This is a genomic window from Streptomyces gossypii (genome assembly GCF_025165795.1).
Lineage (GTDB): Bacteria > Actinomycetota > Actinomycetes > Streptomycetales > Streptomycetaceae > Streptomyces > Streptomyces gossypii.
Genome location: NZ_JAJAGO010000003.1, coordinates 426,815 through 445,966, shown reverse-complemented (window position 1 = coordinate 445,966; position 19,152 = coordinate 426,815). Strand labels below are relative to the sequence as shown.

Genomic DNA, 19,152 nt, shown 5'->3' with positions numbered 1-19,152 from the left:
TCGGGACAGCCCTTAGGACCGCATCCCGAACAGGAAGCGGGTCGCCCGCGTGCGGCGGACCAGCAGCTCGTACGCGGAGAGGGTGAGGAGGAGGGCGATCGCCACGATCACGGCGTACTCAACCAGGATCGGCGCCGACCAGCCGACCACGAGGTATGCGACGGCGACCACCAGCGGCTGGTGCAGGACGTACAGCGGCAGCACGGCTGCGGCGAGATAGCCGTAGACGCGTCGGCGCGTCGTCGGAGCCGGGTTCGGCGCCGCACGCGGTTGCTCTGGCCGCCGACGGTCAAGGAGGCCCGGGATGGCGACCACCAGGCACCATCCGGCCGCACCGAACAGCGCCCGTGAGGCGGTGGCCAGGGCGGTCATCTCCGTGAAGGGCTCGTCGGCCAGGGCGAAGCCGGGGCCGGCTGCCGCGAACAGCAAGGCGCCGAGCCAGGCTGCGGTCCCGGCGTCGCGCCGCATCACGGTGCGGAAGCGGTCGTCGGCGGCGAGGGCGAAACCGGCAGCGAAGAACAGCAGGTACGACCAGCGGTGCCAGCCCGCGTACTCCTCTTCCAGCCGTGCGAAGGCACAGATCGCCGCGAAGGCGAGGGCCGGCAGGAACACGACGCCCTGCCGGTGCAGGGTCGCCTCCGCCACCCGGTCGCTGAGGCGGCGGGCGCGCTCGCGCGGCAACCACCGGTGGAACGGCGCCAGCATGAGGGAGAACGCCAGGAGGAGCACGACGAACCAGAGATGGCCGGTCTCGAAGTGCTCGCCCTGGACGAGGAAGGGGAACTCTTCGGGCTCCAGGTGCACGTCGTAGAAGCGGGGCAGGAAGCCGAGGTACGACTCGTGGTAGCCGGCGTCGGCCGAGCGCAGCCGCAGCCACTGGGGCAGCGGGTTCAGCGCGAGGGTCGCGAAGACCAGTGGAACACCGAGCCGCAGCAGCCGCTCGCTGGCGAAGCCGCCCGCGCCGCGGCGCTGAAGCGAATGCCAGGCACCGAGGCCGGAGATGAGGAACAGCAGCGGCATAGCCCAGACGACCCCGAACCCGGCGATGATCACGATGACTTCGGTGGTCTCGGTGTTCTTGACGTAGAAGTCGTCGTCGGCAGCGAATACGAGCGCCGAGTGGAAGAAGACCAGCCCGATCACGACCAGCGTCCGGACCGCGTCCAGCTCCGGCCGCCGCTCCGGTAACGGCGCCTGCGCCGACTCTGTGTACGCCGCCATGTCTGCGCCCCCGTCGCCTGTACGGCACCAGTGTTGGGAAGACGGCCGCCGGGCGCTACCCCCGCGACCGTCTTCGCCCACATTGAAGATCAACTGCCGGTACACGCCTGGTCCGGCCGGTCCGCCACCGACGGGTCGGGCGTTGACGAAGCCGGGACGGGTCATCCCGCCCAGGGGTTCTCCACTGCCCAGGTGACGTCGTCGGCGAAGGACGCTCTGGTCTCGTACGGTGCGGTGGAGCCGCCGTTCCCGGCGAGCCACAGCTCCGTGTCGTAGTGGCGCAGGTACTTCTGCGGGTAGTTGTACGACCGGAAGGACACTCCGTCGGCGGTGCCGCTCAGGCCGGGTACCGCGCACCAGGTGGCGTCCTCGCGGAAGAGGAGTGAGCCGTCCGGCGCGGCACGCTGGACGCGCGACTCCTGGTGCCGCAGGTACTCGCCGGGGTAGTTGCGCGACTCCAGCGAATAGCACGACGGGTCCGCGAGGCCGGGGACGATCTTCCAGGTCGCGTCCTGCTTGAGCAGGTCCGGGCTGCCCGCGTCGACGGGCTCGGTGAAGCCGAGTGCGTCGTAGTGGCGCAGGTAGCGGTCGGTGAAGCCCGGGGTGGTGACACGCAGCGAGCGGTAGGCGTCCCGGGGCAGGTCGACCGAGCCGCCCACCCGTCGGCCCTCGATGAGCGCGCGGTTGGCCTCCTTCACCCGGGCGGCGTCGACCTTGAGTTCGCGGCGGTCATATGTCCACAGCCCGTTCGCCTCGTTCTCCACGTCGGTGATCTCGGTGTAGATCGCCTGGGACAGGCCCTGTCCGCGCTGCAGTTGCTGGACGGCGACGGTCAGGCCGACGTAGCGGTCGGTGAGTTCCTGCTCGTCGTCCACCATCTCGTATCCGAAGCCGTCGCCCGGACTCCATTCGTGCCCTGGCACGACCAGCCCGAGGCCGCCGTACTCGCCCAGCGCCGAGATGCGGGTGCTGCTGGGTGGCGTGGGCCTGCCGGGCCCGACGTAGACGTGGGAGTCCACGATGTCGCCGTTGCCGGTGTCGTGCCAGCCGGAGGCGCCGGTAACCAGCCGGGAGGAGTCCCACCCCTTGACCATGTCCGCGATGCGCGCGCCGTCGTACTGGCCCCAGCCCTCGTTGAACGGGACCCAGTTGACGATCGAGGGGAAGCTGCGGTGCTGGTCGACCATCGCGCGCAGCTCCCGCTCGAACTGCGTACGCGAATCCTGCGTCGGCTCGCCGTCCATCGAGGGCATGTCCTGGATGACCATCAGGCCGAGCCGGTCCGCCCAGTAGTAGTAGCGGTCGGGCTCGACCTTCACGTGCTTGCGCACGGTGTTGAAGCCGAGGTCCTTGTGCGCCTGGAGGTCGAACCGCAGCGCGTCGTCGGTGGGCGCGGTGTAGATGCCGTCCGGCCAGTAGCCCTGGTCCAACGTCCCCTGCTGGAAGACGGGTTCGCCGTTCAGTACCGGACGCAGCACGCCGTCGACGACCGCCTTGCCGATCGAGCGCATGCCGAAGTATCCGGTGACCTTGTCGACCTGCCGGCCGCCCTGCTCCAGGGCCACGTCCAGGTCGTAGAGGAAGGGGTCGTCCGGTGACCACAGGTGCGGGTCGGGCACCGGCACCCGCACGGGCTCGCCCGGTGCGCCGGTGGCCGATCCCACGACCCGGTCGCCGTCGCGAGCGGTCACCCGGACCGTCGTGCCCGTGGCGCCTGCGGTGCGGGCGGTGACGGCGAGCCGCTCGCCCGTGACGTCGGGCTCGGTGTCCAGCCTGGTGACGTGAGCGGCGGCGGTCGGCTCCAGCCAGACCGTCTGCCAGATACCGGAGGCGGAGGTGTAGAAGATGCCGCCGGGGTTGTCGCGCTGCTTGCCGACCGGCTGGCCGCCGCCGTCGGTGGGATCGTGGACTCCGACGAGCAACTCGTTGTCCCCCGCGCGGAGGGCGTCGGTGACATCCAGGGTGAAGCTGTCGTAGCCGCCGCTGTGGGCGCCCACCTTGGTGCCGTTGACCCAGACGTCCGCCTTCCAGTCGACGGCGCCGAAGTTCAGCTGCACCTGTCGGCCCTGCCAGTCCTGCGGCACCGTGAAGGCGCGGCGGTACCACATGCGGTCGTGGCTCTCCCGGATGCCGGACAGGGCCGACTCCTCGGGGTAGGGCACGAGGATCTCGCGGTCCAGGGTCTGTCCGAACGGCGGCTGCTCCCCTTCTGCGGCGGGCTGCCACTGCCAGGTGCCGTTGAGGTTCTTCCAGTCCTGCCGTGTCATCTGCGGCCGGGGGTACTCGGGCAGCGCGTTGTCCGGTGAGACCTCTGCCGTCCACGGCGTGGTCAGCTCGGCTGCCTGGGCGCCGGGGGGCGCGTCGGCCTGGGTATCGGCCTTGGCGTCAGGACTGGCAGCGGGGCTTGGCCGGGCGTGTGCCAGGCCGCCGACGCCGGGCAGCAGCATGGCGAGCAGACCGCTCAGCAGCAGGAGGGAAAGCGTTCGCCGCAGGATCGGGGGCGGCGCGGCTAATCGTGCGGGGGATCTCATGGGGGCCTCCAGGGGGAGAGTTGTATAACGTTAGAAATATCCTGGACATGACAGCACCGCCCCGAGGGTCTGTCCAGGCCCTGGACGATCGCCGCCCTCCTGGAATCGAAGATCTGGCAGAGGTCAGAGCGGAGCTCGACCGCGTGATCGGGCAGGTCACCGCGGCAGCCGTGGTCACCGAAGATGCGAGCCCGGCACCGGCCGGGCTCGTGACGGTGCCCCGTCGGCCCGGGGGCGGGACGTCAGATGCGGCGGGCGAGGAGGTAGGCGCGGCGGGTTTCGGCCTCGTGGGCATAGTGCGTGCGCTCCATGCGCATCTCCACGGCGAACCCGGCGGCTTCGAGCAGTCCCGCGACATGTGCGGGCTCAAGGAAGCGGAAGTCGATGTCCACGTCGTGGCCCCACCATTCGTCCAGGTGCCGGACTTCCTCACCGACATGGAAGGCGAGCAGCAGAAGCCCGGCGGGCCGCAGTACCCTCCGCGCCTCCTCGACGGCGCGGCGCAGATCGGCGGGATCCAGGTGGATGATCGTGTAGAAGGCGACAGCGGAGCCGAATTCGCCGTCCTCGGCGGGGAGTTCCAGCAGGTCGCCTTCTCGGAACTCCACCTGTGCGAACCGGGCGCGACCGGCCTCGACCATGCCCGCGGACAGATCGATCCCGACCGTACGCGCGCCCCGATCGGCGAGCCAGGCGGCCAAGTGGCCGGGGCCGCAGCCGAGATCGGCGATGGGGCTCCCTGGTTCGGTCTGCTCCAGCAGGGCGGCGAGAAGCGCCCGGTCGAGGGGCTTTTCGGTGAACTCGCCGTGCAGCCTGGTCGCGTACTCCTCGGCCACGGTGTCGTAGCTGCGGCGTACGGAGTCGTGGTGCGCGCGGTCTCCCATACGGGCCAGCATCCCACGGGCAGTTGAGGCAAGAACGGTGTACCGACGATGCGGCTCCCGCTGATCGCCGCGTACGGCAGGAGCACACCGGGCCGGTAGTGCTGCGTCCTCCACCAGCCTGCACGGCGCAGCACTAGTGTCCTGGGTGTGGACACGACGCTTCGGCCCGCCGCGCGGGTCATCTGCCTGGACGCCGCCCACCGCCTGCTGCTGCTCCGCTGGCGTGATCCGTTCGACGGGTCGTGGCTCTGGGAGCCGCCGGGCGGGGGCATCGAGGCGGGCGAGACGCCGCTGGTGGCGGCGCGACGCGAACTGGCCGAGGAGACCGGGCTGGACCCGGCCGCGGTCATCGACCGGTCGGTGCCGGTGGAGCGTGACGTGTGGTGGAAGGGCAAGCGGTACGTCGGGACGGAGCGCTTCTTCCTCGCCTGCTTCACCGAGGAGCAGCCGGCGCTGGTGCGTACCGGTCTGCTCCCCGACGAAGAGGCAAGCCTCGACCGGCATGCCTGGATCGCGCCGCCCGCACTGGAGTCGTTGCCGGATCGGCTCGAACCGCCGCAGTTGAGGGCCACTGTCGCTTCCCTGGTGCGGGAGGGCCCCTGGCGTGAGCCGCTTGTCTGATCCCAGATATAAACCGGTAAAGTACTGTCTTCCCATGCGATGGCCCACCATGACACTGAGCGCCAGCTTTCATCGCAAAACTCGGTGAAACGGCAACATTTGCAGGACTCAATTTCAGCTGGACGCAGCTTTACCGGTTTATGGACAACGCGTCGGGGCTGACGCTAGATTGAGCTGCGTCGTAGATCCACCTGGTCCGAGTCAGGCGATTGGAGCCACCCGATGAAGGACGTCACCCAACTGGCCGAGGGCTGGAGTCTGCGCCACGAGGAGGCGCTGCTCCCGGCCCAGGTTCCCGGCTGCGTCCACACCGATCTGCTGGCTGCCCACCTCATCCCCGACCCGTTCATCGGCCTCAACGAGACCGACGTCGCCTGGGTCGGCAGGCGCCCCTGGACTTACCTCACGGACCTGTCCGAGCAGAGTGCACATGAGCGCACCGACCTGGTGTTCGACGGCCTGGACACCGCCGCCGAGATCGCCCTCGCCGGTGAGGTCCTCGGCAAGACGCGCAACATGCACCGCGGTTACCGCTTCGACGTCACCGGACGCACCGGAGCGCTGGAGATCCGCTTCGCCTCCGCCTACGACGAGGCCTCGGCCGTCCGGAGCCTGACCGGTGAGCGGCCCAACGTCTATCCGGAGCCGTTCCAGTACATCCGCAAGATGGCCGCCAACTTCGGCTGGGACTGGGGCCCGACGGTGGTGACGGCGGGCATGTGGCGGCCCGTACGGCTGGAGCACTGGTCGACCGCCCGCATCGCCCGGGTACGCCCCCTGGTCACGGTCGACGAGGACGGAACCGGCCGGGTGGAGATCCACCTGCGGGTGCAACGCACCGAGCAGGGCGAAGGCAAGGGGCTCATCGCACGCGCGAGCCTGGCGGGGGCGCAGGCCGAGGTGTCCTTCGACGGCGACGAGACCGTGCTCCGACTCACCGTCGCCGAGCCCGACTTGTGGTGGCCCCGCGGGTACGGCGAACAGCCTCGCTACGACCTCGACCTGACGTTGCTGGACGAAGCGGGCACCCTGGACACCTGGCAGCGCCGGATCGGCTTCCGGACGATCGAGCTGGACCGCTCCGCCGACGAACACGGCACCGGGTTCACCCTCGCCGTCAACGGCGTGCGGATCTTCGCCCGCGGAGTCAACTGGATCCCCGACGACGTGCTGCCCTCCCGCGTCACCCCGGAGGACTACCGCGCCCGCCTCACCGCGGCCGCCGAAGCCAACATCGACCTCGTACGCGTGTGGGGCGGCGGCATCTACGAGGACGACGCCTTCTACGACACCTGTGACGAACTCGGCCTGATGGTCTGGCAGGACTTCCTCTTCGCCTGCTCCGCCTACCCCGAGGAGCAGCCGCTGCGCGGCGAGATCGAAGCCGAGGCGCGTGACAACGTCGTCCGCCTGATGCCCCATCCGAGCCTGGTCCTGTGGAACGGCAACAACGAGAACCTGTGGGGCTTCCGCGACTGGGAGTGGGAGCCCGCCCTCGCGGGCGACTCCTGGGGAGAGGGGTACTACCTCGGGCTGCTGCCACGCGTCGTCGCGGAACTCGACCCCACCCGACCGTACGCGGCGGGCAGCCCGTGGTCCGGCTCCTGGGACCACCACCCCAACGACCCCGAGCACGGCACGTACCACTCCTGGGATGTGTGGAACCGCCTGGACTACACGGAGTACCGCGCCGACGTACCGCGCTTCGTCGCCGAGTTCGGCTGGCAGGCGCCACCGGCGATGGCCACCCTGCGCCGAGCGCTGCCCGGCGAGGAACTCGCCCCCGACTCCCCCGGGATGCTGCACCACCAGAAGGCCGAGGGCGGCAACGCGAAGCTGAACCGCGGCGTGGCACACCACTTCGGCCTTCCCGAGGGCGACTTCGACCGCTGGCACTACCTCACCCAGGTTGTGCAGGCACGTGCCGTCGCCGCCGGCATCGAGCACTGGCGGTCGCACTGGCCCGTCTGCGCGGGCACCGTCTTCTGGCAGCTCAACGACTGCTGGCCGGTCAGCTCCTGGGCCGCGATCGACGGTGACGGCCGGAAGAAGCCGCTGTACCACGAGGTACGCCGGGTGTACGCGGACCGGCTGCTGACCTTGGCGCCGGAAGCCGACGGGCTCACGCTCGCCGTCATCAACCAGTCGGCCGAGGAGTGGCGGACGGCCGTCACACTGCGGCGCCTGGAGGCGGACGGTGCCGTGGTGCGCGAGGACGTCCTCGACGTGGTGGCCGGGCCCCGGTCGGTCGTACGCCTGCCGGTGCCGCCGGAGCTGGCACCGGCGGAGCGGTCGCCCAAGGAGTTTCTGGTTGCCGACGCGGACGGACTGCGGGCGGTGCACTTCCCGGTGACCGACAAGGAGTTCGCCTACCCGCAGCCGCAGTTCGACATCCGGCTGGAGCCGGTGCACGGGCAGGAGCCCGGCGAGCGGGGCGAAAAAGACAAGGTCGACGTCGTGGTGACGGCACATACCCTGGTGAGGGATCTTCTCCTGCAGGCTGACCGGCTCGCTCCCGGGGCAAGTGCGGACTGCGGTCTGCGGACGCTGCTGCCCGGTGAAGAGGTACGCATCCGGGTGAGCGGCTGGCCGCCCGCCGACACCGACGCCGACACCGATGCCCGCACAGCCGACAGCAGCACCGACAGCAGCACCGCCGGTACGGACGCCGTCCGGGCCGCGTTGTTCAGCGTGGACCCGGTGTGAAGACCTCGGCCACCCGCGTCACGATCAACGATGTCGCCACTCGGGCAGGGGTGTCCAAGGGTGCGGTCTCCATGGCCTTCAACAACAGGCCGGGGGTCTCACAGGCCACCAGGGAACGCATCTTCGAAGCCGCCCGCGCACTCGGCTGGGCCCCCCACCGGACCGCTCGCAGCCTCTCCAGCCAGCGCGTCGACATCGTCGGTCTCGCGATCTGCCGTCCGGCCCGGCTGCTCGGCCTCGAACCCTTCTACATGGAGTTCATCTCCGGCATCGAGGGCGTCCTGGCCAAACAGCAGTGCTCCCTGCTGCTGCGTCTGGTGCGTGACCTCGACGAGGAGATCGCCCTCTACCAGAACTGGTGGCAGAGCAAGATGATCGGCGGTGCCATCCTGGTGGACTTCCACCAGGACGACCCGCGCGTCCCGGCGCTCGAGGCCGTCGGGCTGCGGGCCGTGGCCGTGGGACACCCGTCCCTGACAGGCTCGTTCCCGTCGGTCTGGACGGACGACGCCACGGCCAGCGCCGAAGCGGTGCGCTATCTGGCCGCGCTGGGCCACCGCCGTATCGCACGCGTCGGCGGCCCCGCGGGGCTCGGCCACAGCGGCATCCGGGCGACCGCCTTCCAGTCCACGATGGCCGAACTCGGCCTGGAGGGGCACCGCCAGGTGGCCACCGGATTCGCGGGCGAGGAGGGAGCACGGGCGACGCGCGGCCTGCTGCTGTCGCCCGACCGGCCGACGGCGATCGTTTACGACAACGACATCATGGCCGTCGCAGGCGCCGCGGTGGCGGCCGAGATGGGCCTCGTCGTACCCGACGACCTGTCCTTGCTGGCGTGGGACGACTCGCAGTTGTGCCGTCTGACGCATCCGACCCTCTCGGCGATGAGCCACGACGTGCACCACTTCGGTGAGCAGGTCGCGCGCACCCTGTTCGAGGTGATCGCCGGCTCGCACAGCGGGTCGCTCCAGGTGCCCACACCCTCGCTCACGCCCCGCGGCTCCACGGCGGCGCCGAAGCGCGGATAGACGCGACGAGGCACAGCTCCGGGGTCTCCGCTGCCGCAGCGTCTACCCGGGCGCAGGTGACAGGCCCTTGTCCCGCAGCCAGCGCAGGTGCGCCGGAGCGGTGCCTCCCTGGCCCCCGGAGTGGTTGGCGAAAGGCCAGACCTTGATGGCGGTGGCCCCCGCGTAGCGGTGGTAGGCCGCGTACACGGTGGACGGCGGACAGACCGGGTCCATCAGGCCCACGCTGAACAGCGCCGGGGCCTGGGCCCGCCGCGCGAAGTGCACACCGTCGAAGTAGCTGAGCGTGGCGAAGGCCCGCTCGGGGTCGTCCCGCGTGTGATTCCGCAGATAGTCGACGAGTTCGACGTAGGGCCCCTCGGTGGCGACCTGTGCTCCGCGCCTGAAGTGGCAGAGGAAGGGCACATCGGGAAGTGCCGCCGCGACGTCCTGGCCCGCCAGCCCGGCAACGGCAATGGAGAGGCCGCCGCCCTGGCTGTTGCCGCGGACGATGATCCGGTCCGGATCGACCTGCGGCAGGGAACGGGCGGCGTCCACTGCGCGGACGCAGTCGGTGATGAAGCGCCGGTAGTAGTGCTCACGCGGGTCCTGGATACCGCGCGTCATGAAGCCGCGCACCCACTGGGGGCCGCTGGCCTCGTACTGGTCCGGAGTGTCGTGGCCCTGACCACGGCTGTCGACGACGAGGTGGGCGTATCCGGCGGACGCGTAGACCAGGTGGTCGGTCGGCAGCCCCCGTCCTCCCGCGTAGCCGATGTAGCTGATCACCGTGGGCAGTGGGCCGCCGGCCCCGGCCGGAAGGATGAGCCAGGCGGCGACGGGCTGGCCGTGCCAGCCGGGGAACCGCACGTCGTGGACATCGACGGTGGACAACAGGGTGTCCTCGACGGGCGTGACGCGCAGGTCGCCGCCTGCCTCGCGGGAAAGCCGCAGAGTCTCCTCCCAGAAGGCGTCGAAGTCCTCCGGCTCCGGTATCTCCTCGCGCAGGCTTTCCAGTTGCTCGGGCGGCAGGTCGGTGAACGGCATGAGGGTGACTCCTCCAATGGGTTCTCCGGCCGGTGCAGTTCAGGTCCAGGGCATCCCACCGTGCCGTGCCACGATGCTAAGGGGTGCCCTCGAAGTAGCGCCGTTTACCCGGAGGGCGGTGCTGGCGGATGCTGGTGCGTGCGGCTGCAAGGCGGAGCTTGAGGCACCCCAGGGCCTCCCACGCCAGCGGGGGTCGGTGCATGCACCCCGCCGCCGATCACCACCCTCTCGAGTCAGACGAGGGCGATCGTCGCGGCGATGGCGGCGGCCAGCACCTGCCCGGCGATCGCGGCGCCGCTGGCGAAACCCTCCACGCGGCCGCGCGCACCGCGAGGACAGAGCGGGCGGCCGGGGTTCAGCCTCGCTCGGCGGCGAACGGGCAGCCGGAGGCGAAGGCCAGCCGGGCGAAGCGTTCGCCCATGCGGCGGTGTGTGGCGGCGTCCGGGTGGAGCTGGTCGGGCAAAGGCAGCTCGGCGTGGTCCGCCTCGCCGTAGAGCTCGCGGCCGTCGAGGTAGTACAGATGCGGATCATCGGCCGACCGCTGCCGCACGATCCGGGCCAGCTCCTCGCGGATCACACCCAGGGTCAGTTTCCCGCTCGCGCGCTCCGCCGGGTCGCCCATGGCCTCAAACTTGATCTTCCCCGAGCTGAGGTTGCTGAGGTCCGGGGCACTGGGGCCGGGCGTGTCCTCGTGGATGGGGCACAGGACGGGTGAGATGACCAGCAGCGGTGTGCTGGGCCGCCCCTCGCGGATCGTGTCGAGGAAGCCGTGCACCGCCGGTCCGAAGGCCCGCAGGCGCATCAGGTCGGTGTTGACGAGGTTGATGCCGATCTTGACGCTGATCAGGTCGGCGGGGGTGTCGCGCAGGGCGCGGGCGGTGAACGGATCGAGCAGGGCGCTGCCGCCCAGGCCCAGGTTGATCAGCTCCACGCCGCCGAGAGAGGCTGCCAGGGCGGGCCAGATGTTACTGGGGCTCGCGGCGTCGGAGCCGTGGCTGATCGAGCTGCCGTGATGCAGCCACACCCGGCGGTCCCCCTCCGGTGCGGGCTCGATGGCGGCGTCGGTGCGCAGGAGGGCGAGTTCGGTGGTCTCGCCCTGCGGCAGCCAGATCTCGATGTCCTTGACGCGGTCGGGCAGGCCGGTGAACCGGACGGTGCCGACGGCGCCGGGCCGCGTCTCGGTCGTCCCGGCGGCCATGTCGATGACCAGGGTGTTGCCGCCCGTCCCAGTGGCCTGACAGGCCAGACGGCCGTCGACGAACAAGTCGTACACGCCTTCCGGGCGAGGCGGGGCACCCGCGTAGACCCGCCTGGTGGGCAGCGCGTCCAACTCGACGGCGGTGGCCCGGCTGCGGAACACCAGCCGTACGCCGGACGGCTGGCTCTCTGCCATGGCCAGTTGCGCGTCGGCGCACTGGGCGCGCGCCCTGGCGGGCAGCCGGTGCGGCAGCACCCCGTGCTCGGTGTGCTCCACGTCGAGAGCGCCGCGCAGGAGGCCGGCGGTGACGGGCGTGGTGACCCAGTTGTCCTTGGTGTGCATTACCTCAACCTGTCTCATGTCTCCCCCTGCCTGCGCCTGCGGGATGCTGCTCAGGTCGCGGGCCAGTTCCGCAGCAGGGCGTCGAGGGCGTCCAGCGTCCGTTCCCAGGATTCCTGCGTACCGGGTGTGCTGTGGCTGAACGCTCCGCCCGCCTCCAGGCTGACGTAGCCGTGGAAGACGCTGCCCAGCAGCCGGACCGCGTGCGTCTGGTCCGGCTCCGTCAGGTCGTATCCGCGCAGGATCGCTCGCGTCATCTGTGCGTGCCTGCTGCCGGCGCTGGCGGCCGCCGCCTCCGGGTCGAGGCGCAACTGGGCCGCGGCGTAGCGGCCGGGATGCTCGCGGGCGTAGTCGCGGTAGACGTTCGCGAAGGCGGCCAGCGCGTCCTTCCCGGCCCGCCCTGCCAGGGCGGCGGCGCCCCGGTCGGCGAGTTCCTCCAGGGCGAGCAGGGCGATCCTGGTTCTGAGGTCCTGGGAGTTCTTCACGTGCGAGTAGAGACTCGCGACCTTGACGTCGAACCGTCGGGCGAGCGCCGAGACGGTCACCCCGTCGAAGCCGACCTCGTCGGCCAGCTCCGCTCCTGCCCGGGTCAGGCGGTTCGTGGTCAGCCCTGCGCGTGCCATACCCCTCCTTCCGTTCAGTGTAGCTATTATGCATTTGCCTAACATCTTTAGGCAAATTAGCCTGGCTTTTATGAAACCCCTGAGCGAGCAAGAGATCCGTGCCGCCTTCGTGAACTGCACAAAGGGCCAGGCCAAGCGACTGTCCATCCCCCGCGACCTGGCCGAGCGGCCCTGGGACGACCTGGACTTTCTCGGCTGGCGAGACCCCCAGGCCCGCGAGCGCGCCTACCTCGTCACCGAACTGGACGGCCGCCCGAAGGCACTCGCACTGCGCTGCCCCAGCCCCGCCCCCTGGCAGCCGCGGCGCGGCATGTGCTCGGTATGCCTCACCACCCACACCGGGGGCGTCTCCCTGATGGTCGCGCCGAAGGCGGGAAAGGCCGGGCAGCAGGGCAACTCGGTGGGCATCTACCTCTGCGGTGACCTCTCCTGCTCGCTGTACGTCCGCGGCAGGAAGGACGCGGGCGCCGGCGGACGGCTCCCCGAAGCGATGACACTGGACGAGAAGATCCACCGGACGGTGACGAACGTCGCCGCGTTCGTCACCAACGTGATCACATGACCGCGTGACCGACGGAGGCCGCGGGACCGGCGTAGGCCGGAACGGGGCACATCAGGCAGGCACTTGCTCGGCCCTTCGGCGAACGGCGGCCACGGCGCTCGCGGGGCGTGCATTGTGCTCGGCGAACAGCCGCGCCACGAGTTCGCCCCGGCTGGACACCTCCACCTTGCCGAACACGGCCTTGAGATGGTCGCGCACGGTGTGCGGGGAGATGAACAACTCTGCGGCGATCTCCGTGGTGGGCAGCCCGCGCGTGATGAGCTGAGTGATCTCCAACTCACGCGGCGTCAGACCGTAGGCCTCGGCGATGAGGGCCGCCAGATCGGCGGCGGCCGCCGGCTCGATGACGAGCGCCACCGGACCGGGCCGCCCGGCGGGGCCGCTGAGGCAGGAGGCATGGCAGGTCAGCCAGTGACCGTCGACCGTGCGGATACGCACCCTCGCGCCGCCCCGGTCGCGGCCCCGGGCGATCGCCCGCGCCTGCAACGCCGTGGCGACCACCCAGATCGGCAGCCTCAGGCCCAACTGCGAGGGGATGGAGGGGCCGTCAGGGAGCCTTGAGAGGTGCTGCCGCGCCTCCTCGTTGATCGATGTCGGCTCCCCGGAAGGGTCGAACAGCACAAGTCCGGGCGCCGGCGCGTCGATTCTGCCGCCGGATGCCGACGGGCGGGCGAACCGGCGCAGGCATGCGGCCAGCGGACCGGACAGACCGGCGAGCAGCGAGGTCTCGGCCGGGCCGAACGCCGCTCCACCACCCCTGCGGAACAGGCTCACCACGGCCCACGGCCGGTCGCCGACCCGCAGCACGGCCCGTAGCTCGTCGTCCACACCCTGACTCTCCAGCAGCCTGCGGAAGCGCGAACTGCGCCCGGGGAGATCGCCGGTGGCCGCGCGCAGGCCGGCCGCCGGGACGGCGGCGCGGGCGAGGTCCCGGAACGGGACGACGTTCTCCTCCAGGAGTTCGCTTTCCCAGTAGTCGGCGCAGCCTGCGCCGGAGCCCATGTTCTCCACCAGCATCGGCGCGGTGATGAGACCGGTCTCCGGGTCGGTGGCCGCCCACACGGCCGAGTCGAACGGGACGAGCCGGCCCAGCTTGGCGGACGTACGGCTGAAGAGGTCGAGAGCGTCGGTGGCCCGCTCCGCACCTGACAGCACCTGGGCGTGGCCGCGCGCGTCGGGCATGGATGGCCTCCTGTGGTCCGGATGCCCCCAGCCTGCCGGATCTCTCCGCCTGCGCCAATCCCCCGTTTGAGGGGGCCGCTCCCAGCCGGTCACCGCTCGCGGGGGATGGGGCCCGGCTCCGGCAGCGGCGAGGCTCGAAGAGACCCAGCCCCGTGCGGTGTTCGCGGCGGGCGACCTCGGGCACAGGCCCCAGCACGCGGAGGAAGAACATGGAAATCGCAATCGTGGGAGCGGGCGCTGCCGCGGTCGGCCTGCTGGACGCGCTGGCGGCCACCACCGCAGGCAATCCCGGCGGCCCTGGCACCACTGGCACCCCTGGCACCCCTGGCACCTCTGGCACCTCTGGCACCTCTGGCAGCATCACGGTGTTCGAGCCCTCGCCGCATCTTTGGCGAGGCCGCCCGTACGGCCCGGATCTGGACACGGTGCTGGTCAACGCTCCACCCGCCATCATGTCGATCCGTTACCAGGACTTCGGGCACTACGAGGCATGGCTGGGCACTCGAGGCGCCGCCCATCTCGACCCGGCGCTGGGACAGCCACTGGTCCCGCGCGCCCTCTACGGCGAGTACCTGGAGCACACTGCCGAGGCGGCCATGGCCACCCTGCGCGCAGGCGGCTGGCGGGTGCGGGTCGTCACCCAGCGCGTCACCGGGGCGGCCCGGTCCGGGGACCGCCTGTCGCTCCAGACCGAGGACGGGCGTGCGCACGACGCCGACCACGTGGCCCTGTGCGTGGGCGGAGGAACACCCCAGGACCCCTACGGTCTCGACGGAACCCCCGGCTTCGTGGGCGACCCCTACCCGCTGGCACGCACGCTCGGCCAGGTCCCGCCCGGCAGCGACGTCGCGGTCATCGGGAGCGGCCTGACCGCGGTCGACGTCGTCGTGTCACTCGCCGCACGCGGGCACACCGGTCAGATCACTCTGCTGTCCCGCAGCGGCGTACTGCCCCACGTCTGGCAGCGGCCGGTCGGCCACCGGCCGCAGCAGGTGACCGCCGAACGGGTCGGGGCGCTGCACCGGAAGCACGGCGTCGTCACCCTTGAGGACCTCATCGGCCTGCTCCGCGCCGAACTGGCGGAGGCAGGAGAGGACTTCGACGGCTTCGTGGCCGAACTGCTGGCGACCGAGACCGAAGACCCCGCCCGGCGTCTGCGTGCCCAGCTGGCCGCTGTCGACGACTCCAGGATCGGCCGCCGGGTCCTCCAGGAGACCGCGCACGCCGTGGGCCCGTACGCGTGGCGGCTGCTGCCCGAGCCCGACCGCCTGCGGCTGCGGCGCCACTTCCGCCTGGCGACCAGCGTCGCTTCACCGATGGTCCCGGTGAACGCCGCGGTCATGATGCGGCTGCTGGACTCCGGGCAACTCGTCCTCGCCCCAGGCGTGCGCAAGATCGAAGCGGCGAACGGGCAGTTCCGGGTGCAAGGCGACGACGGCGAACGCACTCCGGATGTCGTCGTCAACGCCATGAATCCGCCGCCGCGCGCGATTCCTCGCGCGGCCGGACAGCTGGCCACGGCCCTGCTGTCCGACGGGGCGGCCGACCTCCACCCCTCCGGTGGTCTCCTCCCGGCCGACCCGCGGCTGCACGTAGTCGGAGACCTCGCCGGTGGCGGCCCGTTCATCACCTCCAGCATCCTGGGCATAGCCGCCCAAGCCAGCCGGGCAGCCCAGGCGATCGTCACCGCGCCGGACGCAGCACGGGCCACCTGACCTGGACCCCGCCTCAGCAGGCCACGCCGTCATCCTGGCCTGGCGTTCCCACGCGTCGAGGTAGCGGCCGGTGAGCCCGTCGGGGGCACGCTCCGGGTGAAGAGGTTGCAGAAAGCCAGAGCGGACCTCGCAGAACGGTATGCGGGGGCCCGGGGGGAAACAGTCGACGTGCCGGGTTCGCGGCTGAGGCGTTCATGCGGGCGGCTCCAGGAAGAAGTGGGCGTACGGCACCGGCCACCGCCTCGTGGCCGAGGCCGTGGCCGGTGTAGCCGTCCTCGCCGTATGCGGTGCCGTGGTCGGAGCAGACGATGACGAAGCAGCGGCGGCGGGACCTCATCGCAGTGAAGAGGCGCCCGATGTGCCGGTCGATGTACTCCAGGGCGGCGGCGTGGGTGGCACGGGTGTCTCCGGCCTCGCGGGAGGCGCCGTACAGATGGAACCAGTTGGGCTGATGCAGCGCGGACGCGTTGACGAAGAGGAAGAGGCGCTGCTCGTTGGGCAGTCGGGCGACGATCCGTTCGGCGTGCACGGCCTGCGCTTCGACGGAGGTGGGCGAGGTGACGCCGAACGCGGGCTGCCAGTGGCTCTCCTGGAACATGCCGGGGAGCACGCTGCCGAGCGCCCCCTGCTTGTTGAAGAAGCTGACACCGCCGATGCACACCGTGCGGTATCCGGCCGCGGCGAGTCCGGAGACCAGGTCCGGGGTGTCGAACACCCAGGTGCGGCCGGCGGTCGTCTCGCTGCCCGCGAAGCGCCCGGCGAACAGCCGGGGGTGCGGGCCGGGAGCGGCCGGGGTGGGCAGGAACCCAGCGAACATCGCCTGGTGGGAAGCGAAGGTGAAGTTTCCGGGCGCGTGGCGCGTCTCCCAGAGGCCGCCGGGGAGATGGTGGGCGAGATGCGGGATGCGCCCGGCGGCGACGTCGTGGCGGAGGGTGTCCAGGGTGATCAGGAGCAGGTCGTCCCGGCCGACGACCTGGTTCATGTCAGGCAGCCGGTGCGGAAACGGTTTGGTGAGCCGGACGACCTCACGCGGCGGAGCGGCCGGTGGCGCGCCCGGCACCACGAACGGAGGCATTTTCGGTGGCATGCTCGGTGGACCGGCCGGCCACACGGGCGGTGGCACGGTCGGCCGCAGGGTGATTCCTCTCCTGTGGTGCGGTCCCCTCCCCCGCCCGCATGGCGGCGACCTGGGCGGCGTAGGTGTCCAGGCCCTCCGCGCCGCCGCCCGGCATCCCGGTGAGGCCGGGCCGCACGTCGCCGACGGCCACGCAACGAAAGACGCGGCCGTCCCACCCGCCCTCGTCGGCATCGTCATGATCGAGGTCGAGGGTCACGTCGGCGCTCTCCAGGGAATACCGGAAGCGCTGCTGGAGCGCCTCACTGATGAAGTGGTGGTGAAGGTCATCAACTCCACCCCAGGAACCCGACGGCACCAGCCGTACCTACTGGCTCCGCGTCCCACCCTCCACCCAGACCGCCAGGGCGGGCGTCGCCTGGACCTTCGGCCTCCAACCGGAGGAATACGCCCCATCCCGCGAGACATAAGACACCGGGGCACCAGCTCCCGCCACCACCGGCACCCACCCCCGAGCCGCCGTACTGCTCATCGGCGTTCCTTCTGGTGTGCCCAGCGGCGCCCGAATAGGCAAAAGCCCCAGGTCACGGCGAGTGAGTCCTGGGGCTTTCACGGAGCCGCCTGGGGGAGTCGAACCCCCGACCTACGCATTACGAGTGCGTCGCTCTGGCCGACTGAGCTAAGGCGGCTTGCCGCGTGCGCCGACTGGCGGGCGCAGCGGGACCAGTTTACACAGCTCTCGGGGGTGGTCGGCGCCGCCCGGGGTCGGCGGCGGTGGGGTGGGTCAGGAGCAGCGTTTGCCGTCCTTGGGGGCCTTGCCGTCCAGCAGGTAGCTGGTGATCGTGGAGTCGATGCACTCGTTGCCCATGAAGGCCGTGTGCCCGTCGCCCTCGAAGGTGAGGAGCCTCGCCGTGGACAGCTGGCCCGCGAGGCCCTGGGCCCAGATGTAGGGCGTGGCCGGGTCGCGGGTGGTGCCGACCACGATCATCGGGGCGGCTGCGTCGGCGGTGATGCGGTGCGGCTCGCCGGTGGGGTCCTGCTGCCAGTAGGCGCAGTTCAGGGAGGCCCAGGCAAATCCGCGGCCGAAGACGGAGGAGGCCTTCTCGAATTCGGGTACCGCCTTCTCCACCTCTTCGGGGCCGGAGAAGGCCGCAGGCAGGTCGAGGCAGTTCACGGCCGGGTTGGCGAACATGATGTTGCCGTACGAGCCGTCTGGTTCCCGCTCGTAGTAGGAGTCCGCCAGGGCGAGCAGGCCGCTCCCGTCGCCTTTCATCGCCGCCGCCAGCGCCTCGCGCAGCTGGGGCCAGAGCGCCTCGGCGTACATCGACTGGATCACACCCGTGGTGGCCTGCGATTCGGTCAGCGTGCGGGAGCCGCCCGTCATCAGCGGCTTGGCGTCGACCTTCTTGAAGAAGGCGCTGAGCCGGGCTGCGGCGTCCTTGGGGTCCTTGTTGCCCAGCGGGCAGTCGGACTGTTCCACACAGTCCTCGGCGAAGGCATTGAAGGCGGTGTCGAAGCCGCCCGCCTGCTGTACGTTCAGCTCGCGCGCGGTCAGCGACGGGTCCATCGCGCCGTCCAGTACGAGCCGCCCGGTGCGCTTGGGGTACAGCCCGGCGTAGGTGGCTCCGAGGTAGGTGCCGTACGACGCCCCGTAGTAGTAGAGCTTGTCGTCGCTGAGCGCCGCCCGCAGCACGTCCATGTCGCGTGCCGCCTCGACGGTGGAGACGTGGCCGAGCAGGCCGCTGGAGCGCTGCTCGCAGCCCTTGGCGAAGCTCTTGTAGGCGTCGACCAGCTTGTCGGTCTCCTTGCCGCTGTCGGGAGTCTGGTCCACCCGGGTGTACGAGTCCATCTCGCGGTCGGACAGGCATTCGATCGGTTCACTGCGGGCCACACCCCTGGGGTCCATGCCCACGAGGTCGTACCGCTCCCGCAGCTCGCCCGGGAAGCCGATCGCCGCCGCCTGCTGCAGGTACTCGATCGCGGAGCCGCCCGGCCCGCCCGGGTTGACCATCAGCGAACCGATCCGCTTCCCGTCACCCTCCGCCTTCTTGCGGGAGACCGCGAGCTTCAGCTCCTCGTCGCCCGCCGGCTGCTCGTAGTCGAGCGGCACGGTGAGGCTGGTGCACTCGAAGCCGACGACACCGCACTCGCGCCACTTGAGCTTCTGGCCGTAGTACGGCTTGAGCTCGGCCGGGATCTCGGCGGGCAGCGCTTTCAGCGGCTCAGCGTCCCCGCCCGGCGAACGGGTGCTGGTGGGCGCCTCCTTCGTCCTGCCCTCCTTTTCCCGCTCGGATCCGTCCGAGTCCTCGCCGCCGGAGGTGCAGCCGGACATCAGCAGCACGGCCGCCACGAACACGGTGGAGGTGGTGCGAAGCAGTCGCCTGGTGTCCATAGAGCCCAATCCCTAGCAGTGCGGCACCGTGCGACGTGTGCAGGACGCGTCA

The 19,152-nt window shown here is 70.7% G+C and carries 13 protein-coding genes, 1 tRNA gene and 2 pseudogenes; 6 read left to right on the top strand and 10 right to left on the bottom strand.

All coding sequences use genetic code 11. From position 1 onward, the window contains the following. Positions 1–12 precede the first annotated feature (12 nt). From LHJ74_RS08465 to LHJ74_RS08455, 3 genes are all read right to left on the bottom strand, one after another. Positions 13–1,221: an acyltransferase family protein gene (locus LHJ74_RS08465; protein ID WP_260217093.1), complete on the bottom strand. Its 1,209-nt coding sequence runs from the start codon at positions 1,219–1,221 to the stop codon at positions 13–15. A gap of 161 nt (positions 1,222–1,382) precedes the next feature. Further along, positions 1,383–3,752, bottom strand: coding sequence for an AbfB domain-containing protein (locus LHJ74_RS08460; protein WP_260217090.1), 2,370 nt, complete (start codon positions 3,750–3,752; stop codon positions 1,383–1,385). A gap of 242 nt (positions 3,753–3,994) precedes the next feature. Beyond that, positions 3,995–4,636 carry a class I SAM-dependent methyltransferase gene (locus LHJ74_RS08455; protein WP_260217089.1) on the bottom strand — a complete coding sequence of 214 codons (642 nt, stop codon included), beginning with the start codon at positions 4,634–4,636 and terminating at the stop codon, positions 3,995–3,997. Between the two features lie 147 nt (positions 4,637–4,783). Here LHJ74_RS08455 and LHJ74_RS08450 point away from each other — a divergent pair, with 147 nt between their 5' ends. The 3 genes from LHJ74_RS08450 to LHJ74_RS08440 all read left to right on the top strand — a co-directional run bounded on the left by LHJ74_RS08450 (position 4,784) and on the right by LHJ74_RS08440 (position 8,991). Next, the gene (locus LHJ74_RS08450; protein ID WP_260217088.1) at positions 4,784–5,257 is read left to right on the top strand and encodes an NUDIX hydrolase; all 474 of its coding nucleotides are present in this window, start codon (positions 4,784–4,786) and stop codon (positions 5,255–5,257) included. Positions 5,258–5,479: 222 nt separating this feature from the next. After that, positions 5,480–7,963 carry a glycoside hydrolase family 2 protein gene (locus LHJ74_RS08445; RefSeq protein WP_260217084.1) on the top strand — a complete coding sequence of 828 codons (2,484 nt, stop codon included), beginning with the start codon at positions 5,480–5,482 and terminating at the stop codon, positions 7,961–7,963. Then, positions 7,960–8,991 carry a LacI family DNA-binding transcriptional regulator gene (locus LHJ74_RS08440; protein WP_260217082.1) on the top strand — a complete coding sequence of 344 codons (1,032 nt, stop codon included), beginning with the start codon at positions 7,960–7,962 and terminating at the stop codon, positions 8,989–8,991. The genes LHJ74_RS08445 and LHJ74_RS08440 overlap by 4 nt, the downstream gene beginning before the upstream one ends. Before the next feature lie 42 nt (positions 8,992–9,033). On the opposite strand, the gene LHJ74_RS08435 is transcribed toward LHJ74_RS08440, so the two are convergent. The 3 genes from LHJ74_RS08435 to LHJ74_RS08425 form a co-directional block, all read right to left on the bottom strand. Further along, on the bottom strand, positions 9,034–10,014 hold the full coding sequence (locus LHJ74_RS08435) for an acetylxylan esterase (RefSeq protein ID WP_260217081.1): 981 nt from the start codon (positions 10,012–10,014) through the stop codon (positions 9,034–9,036). 355 nt (positions 10,015–10,369) lie between these two features. Next, on the bottom strand, positions 10,370–11,572 hold the full coding sequence (locus tag LHJ74_RS08430; protein ID WP_375546691.1) for an SGNH/GDSL hydrolase family protein: 1,203 nt from the start codon (positions 11,570–11,572) through the stop codon (positions 10,370–10,372). Positions 11,573–11,604: 32 nt separating this feature from the next. Then, positions 11,605–12,174 carry a TetR/AcrR family transcriptional regulator gene (locus LHJ74_RS08425; protein ID WP_260217078.1) on the bottom strand — a complete coding sequence of 190 codons (570 nt, stop codon included), beginning with the start codon at positions 12,172–12,174 and terminating at the stop codon, positions 11,605–11,607. Between the two features lie 70 nt (positions 12,175–12,244). Between LHJ74_RS08425 and LHJ74_RS08420 the strand changes: the two genes are divergently transcribed. Beyond that, positions 12,245–12,736, top strand: coding sequence for an FBP domain-containing protein (locus tag LHJ74_RS08420; protein ID WP_260217076.1), 492 nt, complete (start codon positions 12,245–12,247; stop codon positions 12,734–12,736). Between the two features lie 51 nt (positions 12,737–12,787). On the opposite strand, the gene LHJ74_RS08415 is transcribed toward LHJ74_RS08420, so the two are convergent. Continuing rightward, positions 12,788–13,918: a helix-turn-helix transcriptional regulator gene (locus LHJ74_RS08415; protein WP_260217074.1), complete on the bottom strand. Its 1,131-nt coding sequence runs from the start codon at positions 13,916–13,918 to the stop codon at positions 12,788–12,790. 209 nt (positions 13,919–14,127) lie between these two features. Here LHJ74_RS08415 and LHJ74_RS08410 point away from each other — a divergent pair, with 209 nt between their 5' ends. After that, positions 14,128–15,633 (top strand): FAD/NAD(P)-binding protein, encoded by a 1,506-nt coding sequence (locus LHJ74_RS08410; RefSeq protein ID WP_260217071.1) that lies wholly within the window; start codon positions 14,128–14,130, stop codon positions 15,631–15,633. Positions 15,634–15,825: 192 nt separating this feature from the next. Here the strand turns inward: LHJ74_RS08410 and LHJ74_RS08405 are convergent. Beyond that, positions 15,826–16,615 (bottom strand): annotated as a pseudogene (locus LHJ74_RS08405) (STM4013/SEN3800 family hydrolase). A 406-nt stretch (positions 16,616–17,021) separates the two neighbouring features. Here LHJ74_RS08405 and LHJ74_RS34140 point away from each other — a divergent pair. Further along, positions 17,022–17,178: pseudogene (locus LHJ74_RS34140) on the top strand (DUF6745 domain-containing protein); the annotation flags it as partial. A 145-nt stretch (positions 17,179–17,323) separates the two neighbouring features. On the opposite strand, the gene LHJ74_RS08395 reads toward LHJ74_RS34140, so the two are convergent. Together LHJ74_RS08395 and LHJ74_RS08390 are read right to left on the bottom strand one after the other, a co-directional pair. Further along, positions 17,324–17,397, bottom strand: a tRNA-Thr gene (locus LHJ74_RS08395). A gap of 95 nt (positions 17,398–17,492) precedes the next feature. Continuing rightward, positions 17,493–19,100 carry an alpha/beta hydrolase gene (locus tag LHJ74_RS08390; protein ID WP_260217069.1) on the bottom strand — a complete coding sequence of 536 codons (1,608 nt, stop codon included), beginning with the start codon at positions 19,098–19,100 and terminating at the stop codon, positions 17,493–17,495. Positions 19,101–19,152: the final 52 nt, after the last annotated feature.

Coding starts and splice junctions, on each gene's coding strand:
- LHJ74_RS08465 (WP_260217093.1), bottom strand. CDS start 1,221: ATGGCGGCGTACACAGAGTCGGCGCAGGCGCCGTTACCGGAGCGGCGG.
- LHJ74_RS08460 (WP_260217090.1), bottom strand. CDS start 3,752: ATGAGATCCCCCGCACGATTAGCCGCGCCGCCCCCGATCCTGCGGCGA.
- LHJ74_RS08455 (WP_260217089.1), bottom strand. CDS start 4,636: ATGGGAGACCGCGCGCACCACGACTCCGTACGCCGCAGCTACGACACC.
- LHJ74_RS08445 (WP_260217084.1), top strand. CDS start 5,480: ATGAAGGACGTCACCCAACTGGCCGAGGGCTGGAGTCTGCGCCACGAG.
- LHJ74_RS08435 (WP_260217081.1), bottom strand. CDS start 10,014: ATGCCGTTCACCGACCTGCCGCCCGAGCAACTGGAAAGCCTGCGCGAG.
- LHJ74_RS08430 (WP_375546691.1), bottom strand. CDS start 11,572: ATGAGACAGGTTGAGGTAATGCACACCAAGGACAACTGGGTCACCACG.
- LHJ74_RS08425 (WP_260217078.1), bottom strand. CDS start 12,174: ATGGCACGCGCAGGGCTGACCACGAACCGCCTGACCCGGGCAGGAGCG.
- LHJ74_RS08420 (WP_260217076.1), top strand. CDS start 12,245: ATGAAACCCCTGAGCGAGCAAGAGATCCGTGCCGCCTTCGTGAACTGC.
- LHJ74_RS08415 (WP_260217074.1), bottom strand. CDS start 13,918: ATGCCCGACGCGCGCGGCCACGCCCAGGTGCTGTCAGGTGCGGAGCGG.
- LHJ74_RS08410 (WP_260217071.1), top strand. CDS start 14,128: ATGGAAATCGCAATCGTGGGAGCGGGCGCTGCCGCGGTCGGCCTGCTG.
- LHJ74_RS08390 (WP_260217069.1), bottom strand. CDS start 19,100: ATGGACACCAGGCGACTGCTTCGCACCACCTCCACCGTGTTCGTGGCG.